This is a genomic window from Bacillus sp. ISL-51 (assembly GCF_018613535.1).
In the GTDB taxonomy this organism is placed as follows: domain Bacteria; phylum Bacillota; class Bacilli; order Bacillales; family Bacillaceae; genus Bacillus.
This window is the reverse complement of the sequence record NZ_JAGGQB010000006.1, coordinates 41,473-57,203: the sequence shown is the minus strand read 5'-3', so window position 1 is coordinate 57,203 and position 15,731 is coordinate 41,473. Positions and strand designations below refer to the sequence as shown.

Genomic DNA, 15,731 nt, shown 5'->3' with positions numbered 1-15,731 from the left:
AGGGTGCAGTTTGTCTCGTTATGATGCAGATTGATCGGCTTTAATGCTTTTCACCGCGCCGGGAGCCGCTTTTTCAACCGCTTCGGCAGCAATCTCATATGCTTCATTGTAGCTGTATGTGTAAAAAAGCCGTTCCGCTTCTTTCAGCTGTTCTGATAATATGTGATTCTGGCTTCGGAAACGATTGCCGAACTGGATGATTCGTTCAATGAGTTTTACCTGAATCACAAGTTCTTCCGCTTCCTTGCTGACCTCAGTGACGATGTTTTCCGCCTGCTCCAGATGTCTGCCGGCTTCCTCCATATTTAACGGAAGCTCTTGCAGCTGGTTTATGGTTTCTTCTATGTGAAGATGTGCCGTCTCCAGCTTGTCTTTCACATGTTCGGGGATGCCCGGAATATTGCTTTTTTGCAGCATCCTTGACGTGTCAGAAATGATTTTCCGCAGCCGCGTGAGCGTCTCTCTTGCCTGCAGCTCCTCTTTCCTGAGCGCCTGAAGATTTTGGCGGTATTCGGCATGTTCTTTCTGAACCTCTTCCATCTGCTTCTCTATGGCGTCAACTTCTTCTATTAACAGGGAGTAAGCGACATGCTCCCCGTCCAGCTTTTCTCTCGCCTGCTCAAGGAGCCGGCCGATTGTTTCCATACGCTTTTCAAACGCATTTTGTTTGCTGAGCTCTCCCGCTGTCAGCTGATAGCTTTCCTTAACAAGCTCCGTTTCGGCTTTGGTGCGGTCCTTTTCTTCCTCCAGCTTCTCATATGCAATGATCAGCTCCGGCATTTTGCTTAATACCGACTGCCCTGCCTCCACTTCGCCTTCAAGCTGTTCATACATGGACTGGATCGTTTCATCAATCAGCTGAAGCACGGACGATGCTTCATCGACGTCCAGCTCCTCTAAAAGCGCGTTCTCCGCCCGTTTTAATTGATTTGACAGTGTATCCAGTTCTTTTTCAATTTGAATATGCTCCAGTTTGTAGCCTTTTTCCGTCATTTCACGGTAGCCGTCTTTCAGCTTGGCAATTTGGTTCGGCACGGTCTGCTTACAGTCCGCGAGCAATTTCGGAACGTCATTTATGTATGTTTGAAGCTGATCGAGCCTGCGGTCCTGTTCAAGCAGCACTTTTCTCGCCGCAATATAATTTCCGCCTTCCGTCTCTTCTTCGAACTGTTTTATTCCGCTCCAAATCTCATCCAAATCTGTCTCAAGGCTGTTATAAAGCTCTCCGTAGAGATGGCTGTATGCCAGAAGGTTTTTCCGCGCTTTTGAATACTGCTCGCGCACCTGTTCGATCTCTCCGCGGCTTTTTTCCTCGCTTGTCACAAGGTCGCTGATCTCGCGAAGAATGCCTTCTATATTCGATTCGGCCGCGGTCAGGAGATCATCAATATGGACAAGGACCTGGTTCGCTTTTTTAAAACGGTATTTGTCCGCGTTCTCCTCGGCATCGTAAAGGAGCTCTTCAACTTTCGGCAAATGGGCTGTCACAATTTCATCCCACTCATCGCGCCATCTTTCAAAGAATTCTTCCGTCTGCCCGGTCATTTTTAGATGTTTAATCTTGGACATTTCTTCCACAATCGAACGGTTTAAAATTTCAATTTTCCATGACTCCAGCCGATCAATTTCCGTATAGATTTTTTTCCTGAAAAAGTAGCCCGCCGCAAACAGAACGAGCAGTATAATCAATAACCCAATGACTAACTCCATAATGAGCCCCCTTGTTGTTCAACTTAATCTGTCAGGGTGTTTTATGTATTCAGAAAGATTTCAATATATGTATTGAGAAAATCTGTCGTTTTCATTGTTATTATGATACCATGTAACCAACATTTTTTGACCAGAAATCAAAAACTTTTTGCATAATTTCGGCAGGATTCTGCAATTTTTAAACGGAGTGACATAAATGAAAAAACGAGACGCGCATATTCACACGCCATTTTGCCCTCACGGCTCGAAGGACGAGCTGGCACAATATGTTGAAAAAGCGATTGAAAAGGGCTTTGACTCCATCACATTTACAGAGCACGCCCCGCTCCCTCCGTCTTTCCAAGACCCTGTGCCGCTTCAGGACAGCGCGATGGCTTCAAGGCAGCTTGAAGCCTATTTAGATCGGCTTTCGCAATTAAAAAAGGAGTATAAAGGGCAAATCAGCATCCTTACCGGGCTTGAAACAGACTACATCACGGGTTATGAAGAGGAAACCGCGGCATTTCTTGACACATACGGCCCCTCTCTTGATGACAGCATTTTATCCGTCCATTTTCTGAAGGCGGGCCCGGCCTATTTCTGCCTCGATTATGATGAGCATACATTTAAAGAGCTGATTACGCGCTTTGGAAGCACAGAAGCCGTGTATGAACAATACTATCAAGCCGTTTATTCCTCAATTGTAACACCGCTTGGCCCCTATAAGCCAAAACGGGTCGGCCATATTACGCTTGTTAAAAAATTTGTGCGTCTTTTCCCTTACCGCATGTCACCGCATATAAAGGATCTCGTGTCCCGCTGCCTTGACGCTGTGAAAGAACACGGAATGGAGCTTGATTTTAATACATCAGGTCTCAGAAAAAAATTTGCCGGGGAAGCGTACATGGAAGATTGGATGGCGGATCAGGCGAAGCAAAAAAAAATCCCGCTCATATTCGGGTCGGACGCCCATCAAGCGGAAGATGTCGGCTATTCATATGAGACTTACAGAAGCACGGTTAATTCATAAGCGCGGCATCGTTTTGATGGAACACGCTTTTAATCCAAATTGTCACTTCTTCAAAATACCTTTTATAAAAATACGGCTCGTGAGGCTGCATATAGAGCACTTCCGTAATATATTGAGGCTGAAGATACGGCATCATCAGAAGAGATTTTAATTGCAGGATGAAATGCGGCACGGGCAGCGTCAGCCGTTCATGGCGTTTTTGCCCATCCTCGATCATCAGCTGCAAAATATATTTTTCTTTCATTAGATAAGTAGACATGATTTCCCTGATGAGCGTGGAATCAATCGTCACTTCCCGGTAAACAAACCGCGTTAATTGACGGTTGTCGTGCTGATAGGATAAAATATCGAAAATCACCCGCAGGATGCGCTCCTGTGTGTTTTCGCCGATCATACTGTCTGCGGCTTTTTCAAGCGTCTTGCTGTAGCCTTCGTAAAACTCGGAAACTAAATGTTCCATTAAGCCGCCTTTCCCTTTAAAATAGTAGGAGATGTGCGCTACATTTACATCAGCTGACTTTGCGATTTCACGGACGGACGTGCCGGAAAAGCCTTTTTGGTTAAAAAGCAGGACAGCAGCATTAATAATTTTGTCTTTGGTGCTTACTTTCATACGGCTCACCCCTTTATTACTTAACAATTCAAGCAGAAGGGCCCCGTTCCTGTAAGAACTTCTCGACAAATGCCGCCAGAACGGCCGGAACTTTGTTTTATATTATAGAAAAAGTGAGGGTTTTCCATGTTTCATGTCGAAAAACAATCCGAAGATAAAGAAAAAAGTTATCAGCTTCTGCTTAAACAGCTCGAAGCCATGACAGAAGACGAAACTGATGCGATCGCAAATTATGCAAACGCGTCTGCGCTTATATACCATTCGTTATCAGAAGTTAATTGGGCTGGATTTTATTTCGCCAAAGAAGGCGAGCTTGTGTTAGGACCGTTTCAGGGCCTTCCCGCTTGCGTGCGCATCCCGTTCGGAAAAGGCGTATGCGGGACTGCCTTCTCAGAAGGCGCCGTACAGCGGATTGCCGATGTGCACGCATTCCCGGGCCATATCGCCTGTGATGCTGCATCCCGGTCTGAAATCGTGCTCCCGATCCGCGTAAACGGTGAAGTTATCGGCGTACTGGACATTGACAGCCCCGTCAAAAACCGCTTTGATGAGACGGATGAAGCCTATTTAGCACAGTTTGTCGAAACGCTTGAAAAAAGATTAGGATAAAAAAAGGAGTTCGGCCATCAGGCCGGCTCCTTTTTTTGTCAGGGTGCTGTTTTATGGACGATCAGGCGGTTTTTGCCGGTCCGCTTGGCGGTGTAGAGCGCTTCATCCGCATGCTTGACCAGCATTTTTAACGGCATCGGCTCGGTCTTTGTCCAGCAGGAAACGCCGCATGAAATCGTCACCCGGGGCTCCGTATTTTCCCGCACGGCGCGAACGAGCCGCTTAGCGATGCGTTCTCCGGATGCCACATTGACATTCGGCAAATAGATGGCCAGCTCCTCGCCTCCCCAGCGCGCGGCGACATCATGTTCCCTGATATGGTATTTCATGACGGAGGCTACTTGAATTAATATAGAATCCCCCGTCTGATGCCCGTATGTATCATTAATGCTTTTGAAATTATCAATATCAACGAGAATCAAAACCCCCCGTTTATTAATTTTCATGCTGTATTGGATTTTCTCATCCAAGTATATTCTTGAATACAGCTCCGTCAGCTGGTCCGTCTGCACAAGATGCTCAAGCCGGTCACGCAGCATTGAATTCGTCACAGCCAATGTGGCGTGATGCATAAGCGCTTGGAACAGCTTGTACATTTCAAACGTAAAAGCATACAATTCCTTTTTCAGCAATATTGCGAATCCGAACACGGCATCGTTTTCTATCATCGGCACTGCCATCAGCGATCCGTAGCCGTCTTCGCCGAACAAAGCTCTGCCATTGCCGATAAACACACCTTTTTCTCCTTCAAAGAGCTTTTCTTTTACTGCATTGATGTACTTGTCTGCACAATCTGTCTCAAAAAAAGCCGTATGTCCCGGCAGGCGGTTTTGCGCTTCAAAATGATCTATATGAAAAAAAGCCACTTCTTCTGCGTGAAACGTTTGAGTCATAATGGCGGCGAGCTCCCGCATCGTATCCGTCAGCCTGAGCCGCTGATTAAGCTGGCGCGACGTTTCATTAATCAGTTCCAGGTTCGCAATGCTTTTTTTCGATTGCTCGTAAAGCTGCGCATTCTCAAATGCTTTTCCCGCGGCGCTAGCAAGCAGCAGCATTTCGCTCAGGTGGCTGCATGATAGCACGGCCTCCTGCATTCCTTCAGCCTTCAGAACCCCGTATGTCCCCTGCTGGCCTTTGATCGGCAAATATGCGGATGTTTTCCCCTTCCTCTGCATTCTGCCGGACAAATAAACCTTCAGGGCATACGGATCCGCATCCTTTCCTTCCATATGCAGTTCTTTTGCGAGAAGCTGTCTGTCCGTATCCTGATCCTGTGAGATGAACAGTAAAAAACGGAAGGACTGAAAAGCCGCGCTCAAGCTCGCCTGCAGTTTTTCAAGCACCTCATTTTGATCCAGCAAAGAATGGAACATTTCTGTCATCCTGTGAATTTTCCGCTGATGCTTTGTCTTCTCAAACAGTCTGCTCTGCCTCACAGATTGATTGATAAACTGGGTAATAAGCTCAGGCAGGCACTCAGGAATCGCCAGTCCGCTTTCCGAACAAAGAAAAAAACATCTGCCGGACGTTTGATTTTTTATGATAAACGATGTGTCACTCTCTTTTAGCGGAGCATAATTCGGTTCATCTTCTGATTTTATGGTGAAATGGGATGATTCAGCCGGTGAAAGGGTCAATGAAAGAGATGCAAAGCAGGATTCAAGAGCTGAGGCCAGCCATAACAGCGAGTCGGACAGTGAGACGGATTCAGATTTCGTTAAGAAGAACATCAGCATCTTCTGTTGAAAGGCCGTCACTTGATCGGTTGTTTGTTTTTTCATTTTTTATCACCTAAACATGTACTGCTCATTTTTTGTTCATTATATCATAAACCTTTACTCTTCATGGAGAAATGGTTGACGGCAGGAAAGAAAAATCATATAATGTTCTTTGTGTGAAATATTGCAGCCTTTTTGTTCAGCTTCTGTGTTTTCATTTTGTTCCTTAGCTGTAAGGTGTATCGTGTAACTCTCTGCTGCTGGAGCGAGGATACATGAAAACATAATGTGCACGGTCGAATAGAACAGACGGTTTTTATTTTCCACAAAAATAAAACCAAAGGAGGAGTCACATTATGGCTCGCTATACAGGTCCATCTTGGAAACTGTCACGCCGTTTAGGAATCTCTCTAAGCGGAACAGGTAAAGAATTAGAAAAACGCCCTTACGCACCAGGTCCACACGGTCCGGGACAACGTAAAAAACTATCAGAATACGGTTTGCAATTGCAAGAAAAGCAAAAACTTCGTCACATGTACGGTGTAAACGAACGCCAATTCCGCACATTGTTTGACAAAGCTGCAAAAATGACTGGTAAACACGGCGAAAACTTCATGATTCTTTTAGATTCACGCCTTGATAACGTTGTGTACAAGCTAGGTCTTGCGCGCACTCGCCGTCAAGCACGCCAATTGGTAAACCACGGTCACATTCTTGTTGACGGAAGCCGCGTTGACATCCCGTCTTACCAAGTAAAACCTGGTCAAACAATCGGTGTTCGCGAAAAATCAAGTAACCTTTCTATCATTAAAGAATCTGTAGAAGTAAACAACTTCGTTCCTGAGTACCTTACTTTCGACGCTGAAAAGCTTGAAGGTACATTCACTCGTCTTCCAGAGCGTTCTGAACTTGCTCCGGAAATTAACGAAGCGCTTATCGTTGAGTTCTACTCTCGTTAATTAAAATGCTCTTTAAAGAGCATTGAATTAAACCCTAGAAACGTTGTTATATCAACATTTCTAGGGTTTTTCTTTTGGGTTCTGATATGTATTTTCCCTTATATAATTGGGGGGAGATTTAAAAATGATGTTGTTACGTGAGTTACCAGCAGGAACCCCTCATGATCTGCCGGGTGGGCATCGGTGTAGGGCGTAAAATAAAATCAGCAGGTATGTAAAAACCCCTCTCTAAGGGACTGGGCCTCATGAGAGGGATTTTAACTTTATTTCAGTTTCAAGTTTTTCTTTTGTTTTCGGTCCCCCGAAAATCAAAAATACTTTTGGTGTTACGATGAGAGTGCTGAATTTAAACAATCATGCCATGCTCAGCTGAGGTTCAAATAATTCGTAATGAATTGATTCAGGTACGGCATTTAATTCAGAAATCAGTTTTTGCATTTGTTTAATAAAAGACGGTGACCCGCACAGATAATAATCAGCATCTTGATTTACGATCACTTCTTTTAAAAACTGTTTGTTAATCTGCCCTTCACGGAAACGAACATTACCTGAACGGTCTTTCTCGGATGGCTCACTATAAATAAAGACAGATTCAACTGATGAATGTTCTGCAGCTTCCTCTGCTTCATGCCGCAAAGCATGATATTCACTATTCTTCGCAGCATGGATAAAAAGAATGTTTCGTTGCGGTTGATTCTTAACAGCTGTTTTTAATAAGCTTATCATCGGCGTAATACCGACCCCGGCACTAATAAGAACTAAATCTTTTTCAGAAGACGAATCCAAAATAAAATCTCCGGCAGGCGCACTAATTTCTATTGAATCCTTCTCATTTAATTGATCATGCAAATATGAGGAAACGATCCCCTCTTTTTTAACTGAAATACGGTAATATTCCTTACCGGAAACATCTGATAAGCTATACTGACGAATATGGGTATAACCTGATTCCGGGATAAAAATTTTCACACTGATATATTGCCCTGCTTCAAACTCGGGCAGAGGTTGTCCATCTTTCGGCTTTAAATAAAAAGATGTAATTTCTTTACTTTCCTGAACCTTTTTCTCAATACTGAACGCCTTATATCCTTTCCATCCTCCTTTTTGTTTTTCTGCTTGTTCATACATTTCCTTTTCAATTCCGATAAAAGCATTTGCGATGACGCCGTATGCCTCTTCCCATGCCTGGATAATTTCAGGAGTTGCAGCATCCTTTAAAACATCCTTAATGGCAATTAATAAATATTTCCCCACAATTGGATAATGTTCAGGTTTAATTCCAATACTTCTGTGTTTATGACTAATTTGTTTCACAACAGGAATAATATTTTCCAGACGGTCAATATTAGCAGCGGCTGCAATCACAGCATTTGCTAAAGCAGTACGCTGCGTTTTTTTCTTTTGATTTGTTTGATTAAATATGTTCAAAAGCTCAGGGTGATTTTGAAACAACAGGTCATAAAAACGTCCTGTAATTTCTTCCCCGTGTTTTTCTAATACCGGTACGGTGCTTTTAATAATTTCAATTGTTTTTTCTTTCAGCATCCTGTTTACCCCCCAAAGATGTATATTGTATACATCTTTAAATTAACGCTTTTTCCGGACAAAAGATATATTTAAAATGAATCTTTAAAAGAATTGACACAAATTTGTTAATTAAATGGTATTTTCAACTCTTTTTTATAAAATTCCCTGTATAACAAGAGGCTAATCGACCCAATTTAAACCTTCAAAAAGAAAAATTTACAGATGATATCAGGATAAAAGCAACAAATAAACAAATAATAAAATTCGTTTAGTCATTCCTTTAAACCGCAGCGTTCAATCGGCACGACTTCAGCACGCCGTTTTTATCCGCGCTTCTTTCTGGATGCCCCTCACAGTTGTGACACTCTAAACAGATCATCTCACGCTTATCTTGATCAAATGCTCCCACATCGTAATAAAATGGTGAACCGTGTCCCGCGGCTCCGGCATTCACAACCCAAATAGCCGTCCCTGAACAGAACGGCTTTTCTTACTCGCTTCCAGCGTGCAGTATTATAGATGTTGTTTCATTCGTCTCGTTGTCTTGCCTAACTTATTCCCGATTCGGTTTAACCGAATAGACCGCACATGATATAAAGCGCAATAAACCATGACGCTGCCGCCGTACTCAAGCTGTTAACCGCCGATTGCACACCCCGAGATGTACCGGATGGAGTCTGCAAAGCACATAAAAAAGCACCCTGATAAAGAGTGCTGAATTTGTAATGCTCTATTGGTTTAAAAGCCATTTTATCCGCTCATGTGAAGCGATGCAGTGCAGCATGATAAGTCAAAAAAAGATGAAGCCGGCTAAATGACTAAAATACAGCGCAGCAGCAGCCGCTGCGAAAATCAATAACTTGATAATCAATCTAGTCATCCCGTTTACAGCTATTACAGTTTGACCGCTTCGGCTTGGATCATCGGGAACTGCAAACACGGGCCAGATAACCATTACCGCAATTGGCAGAACTAAAGTTAAAACAAGTCTAATATAACCATTGAAGTGAGTCCAAGTAAATAACACTAAGACGATCAGTGCCGCGACTTTAAGTGAGAATCTTAAAAGCAAATTAATTTGATTCAATGTTTTCAGCTCCTGCTGTATAAAAGCACCCCGCAGCATGGTTTTGTTTTTTTAATTCACGTTACTTTTAAATAACCATTCTACTTCCGTTAATTTTTGTTTTTGAACATTTTTTGTGAGGTTTGGTGAAATGGGCTTTAACAGCTTCTTCGTTCTCCCAAATCTCCCAAAGCATTATTTTTCTTTCTGATGGTTCAAGAGGATAAGCATGGAATGCAATACATCCTTCTTCTTTGTTAGTTGCTTCCTCAAGCTTTTTGAATTCCCCCATTATTTCATTAAGGCCCTTATCACTAATAATGTTCAAGCATGCAGTTATGTAATGCATCGAATCCCCCCTCTTTCAATTTCTATCTTTTCATTATACCGTTTCTTTGAACCACTTCAGTCATTTGCAGAATTTTCCGAACGATAGCAGTCCTTCATAAGGGTGACGGACTTCATACAAAAAAGCACTCCTTCGGTGACCTGTGTTACTTAACCCGCTCTCTAATATTATCGGTTACAAAACTTTTTAAAGTTTGTAAACCTTTTGACTTTCTTGGAGAGATTATCCCCAGTTTTTCTCCGTTATCAATCCACGGCTATAAAAAAACAATATATTAAAAGTTTTCCTTGTAATCTCAATTGGCTGCCTTCTTTTCGTGTTCACAAAAAATCAACATAAATTTACATAGACAAATTTAACAATATATGTAATAATACAACCGTATTAAAAAGGAAAAAGGAGTGTTTAAAATGAACTTCAAAAAAGTTTTAACTGGTTCCGCCCTGTCTCTGACATTACTTGTTTCTGCTGCTCCTGCTTTTGCTGCCGGTCCTGCTAATTCATCCATCACATCAACACAAGCAGAAGTTTCTGCACAATTGATTAAAGATTCTTTCACTCAAGATTTTGTTTACAGATCAAATATCCCCAACGTAACGATTAAAAACGGATATAAGTATTATCTTAAATCTGTAGAAGTTGTAGAAGGGTTTTATCGAGCGACTTATGAAGGCTGGATCGACTAAAGAAGGGGCTTCCCCCTTCTTTTTTTCAGAAACTTACTTCTCTCCTATATTTGCCGCAGCGCTTCTGAGTGCAGAGACAAGACATCAGATTAACCCCAGATCCCTTATGAGAGCAGGAGAACTGGGGTTTCTTTTTCATCGGCTATGTTTCTTGCTAGCAGATTTATAATAAAAAAGACTCATAGAGCAGGCTCTTATTCACTTCAGCGAAATATAAACTCCTGTTTGATTACGATCAAATGAAACTTGGTATGAATCTTGATCTGAAGTGACCCCCACCTATGTGGCCGCTGTAAGAATGATTTATCCGGCCAGTCACTTCCCCCCGAATAAAAAGTAAACAAAACACGATCGCTTAGACCTATTCTCCCCTTCATACAACATAAGTAAAATATATAAAGAGCTTGCGCTTTGGCTTTCCATTACATGAAGGGGGTCTGCTTGTGTGGATCATTATTTTGCTGCTAATCATTTTAATCGGTTTTACCGGAAATATTGTATCGCTTTTGAGAGCGCTAAGACATACCAATCAAAGAATCATGGAGCTTTTAGAAGAGAAGAAAAATAAGTGACCTCCCCAATGGGGGCTTTTTTTATTCCGGTTTTTGTCAATAAATTATTCATTCGCACTTCTCACCCGTAATAGTAAAAATAGTTTCTGCAGATTTCCTGAAAAATGATTTGGTGCCCTATTTCGTTCGGGTGAAGGCCTTCTGACATGCACATTTTGCGGAATGCCGGATTATAAGGGTCAATTAAATCTGTATAAAACAGGTCAGCATACGGCACGGAAAGCAGCGTGCAGGCTTCTTTTTGGGCATCCACATAGTCGGCCAGCGTCAGCCCTAATTTATTTTTATCGGTATCGCGCCGGACAATCTTTCCCTCTGAGATTTTCGCCTGCCTCGTAGCGGTCACGACAATGATGCTGCACCCTTTGTTTCTGCTGCGCAGCTGCTGAATGACTTGGCAGAACCCTCCGTAAAATGTGGTAATATCCTTTTCGTCTTTGCCAATGCCGATATGGTTGCACCAATCGTCATCCGTTCCCTGCACAATAATGACTTCATTGCCGGACGTCTTAAGCGCCTGCTGATAGATGTTATTTTTTCCGTTGTTGCTCATATTGACGCCGCTGACAGAAAGATTCGTAATCTCGGCCTTTGTCCGGTCTTTCAGAATATCAGCGAAGCCGTATTGTGCGCGCAGGCCCCGGGCGACGCTATCACCCAGAATAGCGATTTTCTTAGCGTTTCGGAGCCCGCTTTTTTGGATAAAGTCAATGCTTATATGCCCGCTGTCCGTGATATGTAAAAGCTGGCTGCTGATATTTGCATGGGCTGTTTCTGAGGAGAAGTGATTAATGGCTTCCTCTGTTTTTTCAAAGTTCGTATTGAGCGCTTCTTCTGGTAAATTTTTATTCAGATGAAACATAATATCATCCTTTCGTTTCTATGATCCGGCATAACCCCGGTCATTTATTTGGCCCTGAAAGCAAAAACGGACACCAAACAAACAGCGCAATGTTGTAAGTTCAGTGTCCGCAGGCTTTCCTTCCTGGAGTTTATTGGAAGTTCTTTCTTTATTCAATTATAGCAGATCACGTTCCTTATTCGCATCCGTTAAACATAGGAGATTCCATGTTTAGCATTTAAAACAGCGTTTGCGTGAAGAACGTTTTGTACGTTTATGGCTGCGAGAGCGGCGAGTGCGTCTCGTACGTCTGAAACTGCGGGAGCGGCAAGTGCGTCTCGAGCGTCTGAAGCTGCGGGAGCGGCGAGAGCGCCTCGTACGTCTGAAGCTGTGAGAACGGTGAGTGCGTCTCGTACGTCTGAAACTGCGAGAACGGCGAGTGCGTCTCGTACGTCTGAAGCTGCGAGAACGGCAAGAACGATGGGTGCGATGGTGCTTGCGCTTTTTTGAACGGCCCGAACTTTTTCGGGAAACCGGTTCTTGGTGTAAATAATCTCCTAAACCTTCTCTATGAGCAACAGCAACTCCCTGTTGAATATCGTTATGAGAAATACTGTTCATTACTTTCACCTCCTAGAGAAAAAGGAATTGTTTCCCTTTTCCCATAACATAACGTATGAATCCTCCCCCTCAGATGTATAAGCTACTTGCTGATTTCAAAAAAAATAAGTCATCTATATTAAGAGTCACAAGGATATCCGCCCTTAGTTTTACTTTATTTCAAAGAAATGTTGGTTCAAATCCGTTTGAAGATTTTGACTTGTGCTACCGCCGCAAAAAAAGAGACCCTCTTTGATGGGCCTCTTTTTAGGAATGTATTAAAATATCGAATACCAATACAGCACAGCTTCATTTGCATGTTTTTTTATCCCTTTATACAGGCAAAAGTCAAAACCGCCAATCTTAAAACCGCAGCTCTCATAAAATTGACAAGCCTTTACGTTTACATTTTGTGTTTCCAGCATGATGCCCGGCATCTTATGTTCCTTTGCCCATTGTATGACCCGTTCTATTAATGTCCTGCCGATTCCTTGGCGCCTGTGCTTTATATCGACTTTCATATCTTCAATATACGCATATTCATTCCAGTTGCGTTTTACCGTAACATACCCCGCAAGCTGATCGTCTATATACGCTGCATAAACCGCCTGATTCGGGTGATCAATATATGCCGGGAAGTCGGACGATTCTTCAAGCTGTTCGCCGTCCTTATAGCTTTTTATATAGCCGGGGATATTTTCAACCGTATACTGAATTTTATTTTTATCCATAGAGAGGACGAGAATCGAATCTACTGTAAACCTGTCATCAATTTCAATCAGCTGATCCTGATCCTCCTTTGCCATCTTTCTTATGGTCAGCTCCACGTATACTCTCCTCCTAGGAACATTGCTTGATTTTCAATTTGCGCTTGAGAGAGCGTCTTTTTTGAATTTTTATGATTGAAAACTCCTTCTGACTTATGTTCCTCCGCATGCCTGAAACTCCTCGGTATGAACAGTCCTGAATTTCTTAAGAGAGGCCGAAAGTATTCCATAACGGGATTGATGACATCTGTTTTCCTCTTATCTATCGTTCACCTCAAATAAAGTCAGCCTGACATCATGTCAACCGCGAATAAAAAACACCCCCGAGGGTGCCTTTATCAGTAAATTTTAATGATTTCTTTCAATTTATTTATTAAATAGTTGTTGTACTGGCTTTTTTTATAATAATTATGCAGCTCTTGATTGTATTTCTTTTCAAGCTCGTTTGCTTCTTCGGCCAAATCATCGTAATAAAAATGGGCCTTAAAGCCGTCTCTTTCCTCTGCTGCATACTCATTTGCTATCAGTTCCAGCATTTCTTTACGTGAATTTTTTTGTAAAAATTCCTTTTGAACCGCCTCGAATTTTTTTCGCAATCGTTCATTGCTTTCTTCAATTTCAGCAATCCATTTTTTAAACGTTTCGATTGATTCTGCAGCTTTCACTGCCTTTCACCCCCTGCCTTTATTATGAGTGAAAGGGAGTTGGCCAGGGAACGGTTTGCACATTTTGTCGAACGATTAAACACCGGAAACGGCTGTCCGGCGTCATCGCTTTCATTTTTTCCTTTCGCTTTCTGGCTCAGGATGAATCAGCACTTGAGCGTTTTTAAATTCATTTGTGATTTCCTTTTCGATACGGTCGCATAGGCCGTGCACCTCTTCTATAGTAAAGTGAGAGGATACGACTAAGTGGAAATCGATATACTCCTGCGGCCCTGAGCGCCTTGTACGAAAATCGTGTATTTCAATATATTCGCGCTTGAAGGAGGTAATAATCTTTAGGATTGTCTCCTCCTCCTCGCCGGATAAACGAGTGTCAATCAGCGGAGGGAATGCTTCTTTCATTAATTTAAAGGCTTCAAGCATGATGTAAACCGCAAGCACCAGGCCTATGACCGGGTCAAGTATGTACCACTCCGTTAAAGCAACAAACAGAAGGCTTACTGCAACGCCTAACGATGTGTACACGTCCGTCAGTAAATGCAGGGCATTTGATTTCATGGCCACGGAGTTGACCTTTCGGGCTTCTTTTCCCACCATTTTCGATACGATAAAATTAATGACCGCCCCTGCAAGCATCACAATGATCCCCAATACAGGCAGGTGAACAGGCTCCGGGTTCACCAATTTCTGCACGCATTCATAAATCATCCAAATACCCGCCGCAAAAATTAAAATCGTCTCAATGGTTCCAGATATATTTTCCACTTTTCCATGCCCGTACGGATGCCCGGAATCAGCAGGCTTTTTAGAAATCCTCACAGAAATAAAGGCGATAAAGGCAGCTATTAAATCTAAAAAAGAATGGATGGCCTCAGAAAGAATCGCGACCGAACCGGTTAATATTCCGACGGCTATTTTAAGAAATACGACCAAAGAATTGCTTACCACTGATAAAAAGGCAATTTTAGAGGTGTTTTCCACCATGATCCTCCTCTTCTGTTTCCATGAACATATCGTATCAAACCTTATTTGTTTGGGTCTACAGCAACGTTTTTCACAACAGCCATACATGTAACTCGCCCTAAAATATGTTGGAAAGCAACAAAAAATAGGCTTGCATCCATTCTGAAAGACCCTATAACACGGTCCCATTGACAAAAATAACCGCTTACATTATAGTGGTTTAATGAATAACCACTACGGAGGTTTTTTATGGAGGATGTACTGAAAGAATTACAAAAATTCGGTTTTTCTCAATATGAATGCAAGGCATATATCGGTTTATTAAAACATTCACCTATTACAGGTTATGAGATAAGTAAACGGTCTGGCGTCCCGCGCTCGATGATTTATGAGGTATTAGGAAAGCTGGTTGATAAAGGCGCTGTCCATATCGTGCCTTCTGATCCGGTTACATACGCTCCGTTAGCGGGAAGGGAATTAATTGACCGGCTGCGGCACGATTTCGAGAGCTCCTTCGGCTATCTTGAGGAAAAACTATTGGCGCTTGAAAGTGAGCAGGAAATGAACGTCATCCGCCGCATCAGCACCAATGACCATGTAATTAATGAAATGAAGGATATGATTGAAAAGGCAGAAGAAGAGCTGTGGCTGTCCGTTTGGGAGCAGCAGGTTCCTTTTATTCAAGAAGCCATTAACAAACGCGTCGCAGGAGAATTGCCCGTTTTTTCGATTGTATTCGGTCCTCCGGAGATGAAGCTCGGGCTTACGACACATCATAATATGTCTCCTGAAGTGGCTGAAAAACGCATGGGCGGGCGGTTAACAATTGCTGCCCGCGATAATAAAGAAGTATTGATCGCTAATTTTTCACCTCAGACAAATGCGTGGGCCATCAAATCAGAAGATCCCGCCCTCGTTCTCGTCGCCATGGAATATATGAGGCACGATCTGATGTTTGCGGAGCTTGTGAAAGAGGTTGGCGCTGAAAAGGTAGAAGGGCTGATGAAACAAAATCATTCCTTATTTCATGTAGTAACTGGAAATCGGTTCATATAAATGTGAACCGTATTTTCTTTG

17 protein-coding genes and 2 pseudogenes are annotated in these 15,731 nt (G+C 42.7%); 7 read left to right on the top strand and 12 right to left on the bottom strand.

Features of this window, described 5'->3' with window-relative positions; all coding sequences use genetic code 11:
• Positions 1–18: 18 nt before the first annotated feature.
• On the bottom strand, positions 19–1,710 hold the full coding sequence (gene ezrA / locus J7E26_RS08945; RefSeq protein ID WP_214803984.1) for a septation ring formation regulator EzrA: 1,692 nt from the start codon (positions 1,708–1,710) through the stop codon (positions 19–21).
• A 196-nt stretch (positions 1,711–1,906) separates the two neighbouring features.
• Between ezrA and hisJ the strand changes: the two genes are divergently transcribed.
• Positions 1,907–2,719: a histidinol-phosphatase HisJ gene (hisJ, locus tag J7E26_RS08940; protein ID WP_214803983.1), complete on the top strand. Its 813-nt coding sequence runs from the start codon at positions 1,907–1,909 to the stop codon at positions 2,717–2,719.
• Here hisJ and refZ read toward each other — a convergent pair.
• A complete protein-coding gene (refZ, locus tag J7E26_RS08935; RefSeq protein ID WP_214803982.1) occupies positions 2,709–3,332 on the bottom strand; it encodes a forespore capture DNA-binding protein RefZ in 624 nt (207 codons plus the stop codon). The two genes, hisJ and refZ, sit on opposite strands and share 11 nt — an antisense overlap.
• A gap of 126 nt (positions 3,333–3,458) precedes the next feature.
• Between refZ and J7E26_RS08930 the strand changes: the two genes are divergently transcribed.
• Positions 3,459–3,941 (top strand): GAF domain-containing protein, encoded by a 483-nt coding sequence (locus J7E26_RS08930; protein ID WP_214803981.1) that lies wholly within the window; start codon positions 3,459–3,461, stop codon positions 3,939–3,941.
• Between the two features lie 38 nt (positions 3,942–3,979).
• Here the strand turns inward: J7E26_RS08930 and J7E26_RS08925 are convergent, their stop codons facing one another.
• Positions 3,980–5,722, bottom strand: a complete 1,743-nt coding sequence (locus J7E26_RS08925) for a sensor domain-containing diguanylate cyclase (protein ID WP_214803980.1) — start codon at positions 5,720–5,722, stop codon at positions 3,980–3,982.
• A gap of 293 nt (positions 5,723–6,015) precedes the next feature.
• Here J7E26_RS08925 and rpsD point away from each other — a divergent pair, with 293 nt between their 5' ends.
• The gene (gene rpsD / locus J7E26_RS08920; protein WP_214803979.1) at positions 6,016–6,618 is read left to right on the top strand and encodes a 30S ribosomal protein S4; all 603 of its coding nucleotides are present in this window, start codon (positions 6,016–6,018) and stop codon (positions 6,616–6,618) included.
• 354 nt (positions 6,619–6,972) lie between these two features.
• Here the strand turns inward: rpsD and hmpA are convergent, their stop codons facing one another.
• From hmpA to J7E26_RS08900, 4 genes and pseudogenes are all read right to left on the bottom strand, one after another.
• Positions 6,973–8,163, bottom strand: a complete 1,191-nt coding sequence (gene hmpA / locus J7E26_RS08915; protein WP_214803978.1) for an NO-inducible flavohemoprotein — start codon at positions 8,161–8,163, stop codon at positions 6,973–6,975.
• 262 nt (positions 8,164–8,425) lie between these two features.
• Complete coding sequence (locus tag J7E26_RS08910) at positions 8,426–8,599, bottom strand: hypothetical protein (RefSeq protein WP_214813257.1); 174 nt, start codon at positions 8,597–8,599, stop codon at positions 8,426–8,428.
• A 336-nt stretch (positions 8,600–8,935) separates the two neighbouring features.
• Positions 8,936–9,241, bottom strand: coding sequence for a DUF2568 domain-containing protein (locus J7E26_RS08905; RefSeq protein ID WP_214804038.1), 306 nt, complete (start codon positions 9,239–9,241; stop codon positions 8,936–8,938).
• A gap of 42 nt (positions 9,242–9,283) precedes the next feature.
• Positions 9,284–9,560 (bottom strand): annotated as a pseudogene (locus J7E26_RS08900) (putative quinol monooxygenase).
• 410 nt (positions 9,561–9,970) lie between these two features.
• Between J7E26_RS08900 and J7E26_RS08895 the strand changes: the two are divergent.
• Both J7E26_RS08895 and J7E26_RS18460 read left to right on the top strand, forming a co-directional pair.
• Positions 9,971–10,246 carry a hypothetical protein gene (locus J7E26_RS08895; protein ID WP_214803977.1) on the top strand — a complete coding sequence of 92 codons (276 nt, stop codon included), beginning with the start codon at positions 9,971–9,973 and terminating at the stop codon, positions 10,244–10,246.
• A 443-nt stretch (positions 10,247–10,689) separates the two neighbouring features.
• Positions 10,690–10,818 (top strand): hypothetical protein, encoded by a 129-nt coding sequence (locus J7E26_RS18460; protein WP_285289002.1) that lies wholly within the window; start codon positions 10,690–10,692, stop codon positions 10,816–10,818.
• A gap of 61 nt (positions 10,819–10,879) precedes the next feature.
• Here the strand turns inward: J7E26_RS18460 and J7E26_RS08890 are convergent, their stop codons facing one another.
• Positions 10,880–11,680, bottom strand: coding sequence for an SGNH/GDSL hydrolase family protein (locus J7E26_RS08890; protein WP_214803976.1), 801 nt, complete (start codon positions 11,678–11,680; stop codon positions 10,880–10,882).
• Between the two features lie 255 nt (positions 11,681–11,935).
• Between J7E26_RS08890 and J7E26_RS08885 the strand changes: the two genes are divergently transcribed.
• Positions 11,936–12,169 (top strand): hypothetical protein, encoded by a 234-nt coding sequence (locus J7E26_RS08885; RefSeq protein ID WP_214803975.1) that lies wholly within the window; start codon positions 11,936–11,938, stop codon positions 12,167–12,169.
• 36 nt (positions 12,170–12,205) lie between these two features.
• Here J7E26_RS08885 and J7E26_RS18615 read toward each other — a convergent pair.
• The 4 genes and pseudogenes from J7E26_RS18615 to J7E26_RS08870 all read right to left on the bottom strand — a co-directional run.
• A pseudogene (locus tag J7E26_RS18615) lies at positions 12,206–12,280 on the bottom strand (hypothetical protein); the annotation flags it as partial.
• Positions 12,281–12,537: 257 nt separating this feature from the next.
• Complete coding sequence (locus J7E26_RS08880; RefSeq protein WP_311379534.1) at positions 12,538–13,086, bottom strand: GNAT family N-acetyltransferase; 549 nt, start codon at positions 13,084–13,086, stop codon at positions 12,538–12,540.
• 278 nt (positions 13,087–13,364) lie between these two features.
• Positions 13,365–13,691, bottom strand: coding sequence for a hypothetical protein (locus J7E26_RS08875; RefSeq protein ID WP_214803974.1), 327 nt, complete (start codon positions 13,689–13,691; stop codon positions 13,365–13,367).
• Positions 13,692–13,802: 111 nt separating this feature from the next.
• The gene (locus tag J7E26_RS08870) at positions 13,803–14,675 is read right to left on the bottom strand and encodes a cation diffusion facilitator family transporter (RefSeq protein ID WP_214803973.1); all 873 of its coding nucleotides are present in this window, start codon (positions 14,673–14,675) and stop codon (positions 13,803–13,805) included.
• Between the two features lie 228 nt (positions 14,676–14,903).
• Here J7E26_RS08870 and J7E26_RS08865 point away from each other — a divergent pair, with 228 nt between their 5' ends.
• Positions 14,904–15,710: a TrmB family transcriptional regulator gene (locus tag J7E26_RS08865; RefSeq protein ID WP_214803972.1), complete on the top strand. Its 807-nt coding sequence runs from the start codon at positions 14,904–14,906 to the stop codon at positions 15,708–15,710.
• The last annotated feature ends 21 nt before the right edge of the window (positions 15,711–15,731 follow it).

Coding starts and splice junctions, on each gene's coding strand:
- hmpA (WP_214803978.1), bottom strand. CDS start 8,163: ATGCTGAAAGAAAAAACAATTGAAATTATTAAAAGCACCGTACCGGTA.
- J7E26_RS08870 (WP_214803973.1), bottom strand. CDS start 14,675: ATGGTGGAAAACACCTCTAAAATTGCCTTTTTATCAGTGGTAAGCAAT.
- J7E26_RS08925 (WP_214803980.1), bottom strand. CDS start 5,722: ATGAAAAAACAAACAACCGATCAAGTGACGGCCTTTCAACAGAAGATG.
- ezrA (WP_214803984.1), bottom strand. CDS start 1,710: ATGGAGTTAGTCATTGGGTTATTGATTATACTGCTCGTTCTGTTTGCG.
- J7E26_RS08890 (WP_214803976.1), bottom strand. CDS start 11,680: ATGTTTCATCTGAATAAAAATTTACCAGAAGAAGCGCTCAATACGAAC.
- J7E26_RS08895 (WP_214803977.1), top strand. CDS start 9,971: ATGAACTTCAAAAAAGTTTTAACTGGTTCCGCCCTGTCTCTGACATTA.
- J7E26_RS08865 (WP_214803972.1), top strand. CDS start 14,904: ATGGAGGATGTACTGAAAGAATTACAAAAATTCGGTTTTTCTCAATAT.
- J7E26_RS08885 (WP_214803975.1), top strand. CDS start 11,936: ATGGCTGCGAGAGCGGCGAGTGCGTCTCGTACGTCTGAAACTGCGGGA.
- rpsD (WP_214803979.1), top strand. CDS start 6,016: ATGGCTCGCTATACAGGTCCATCTTGGAAACTGTCACGCCGTTTAGGA.
- J7E26_RS08930 (WP_214803981.1), top strand. CDS start 3,459: ATGTTTCATGTCGAAAAACAATCCGAAGATAAAGAAAAAAGTTATCAG.
- refZ (WP_214803982.1), bottom strand. CDS start 3,332: ATGAAAGTAAGCACCAAAGACAAAATTATTAATGCTGCTGTCCTGCTT.
- hisJ (WP_214803983.1), top strand. CDS start 1,907: ATGAAAAAACGAGACGCGCATATTCACACGCCATTTTGCCCTCACGGC.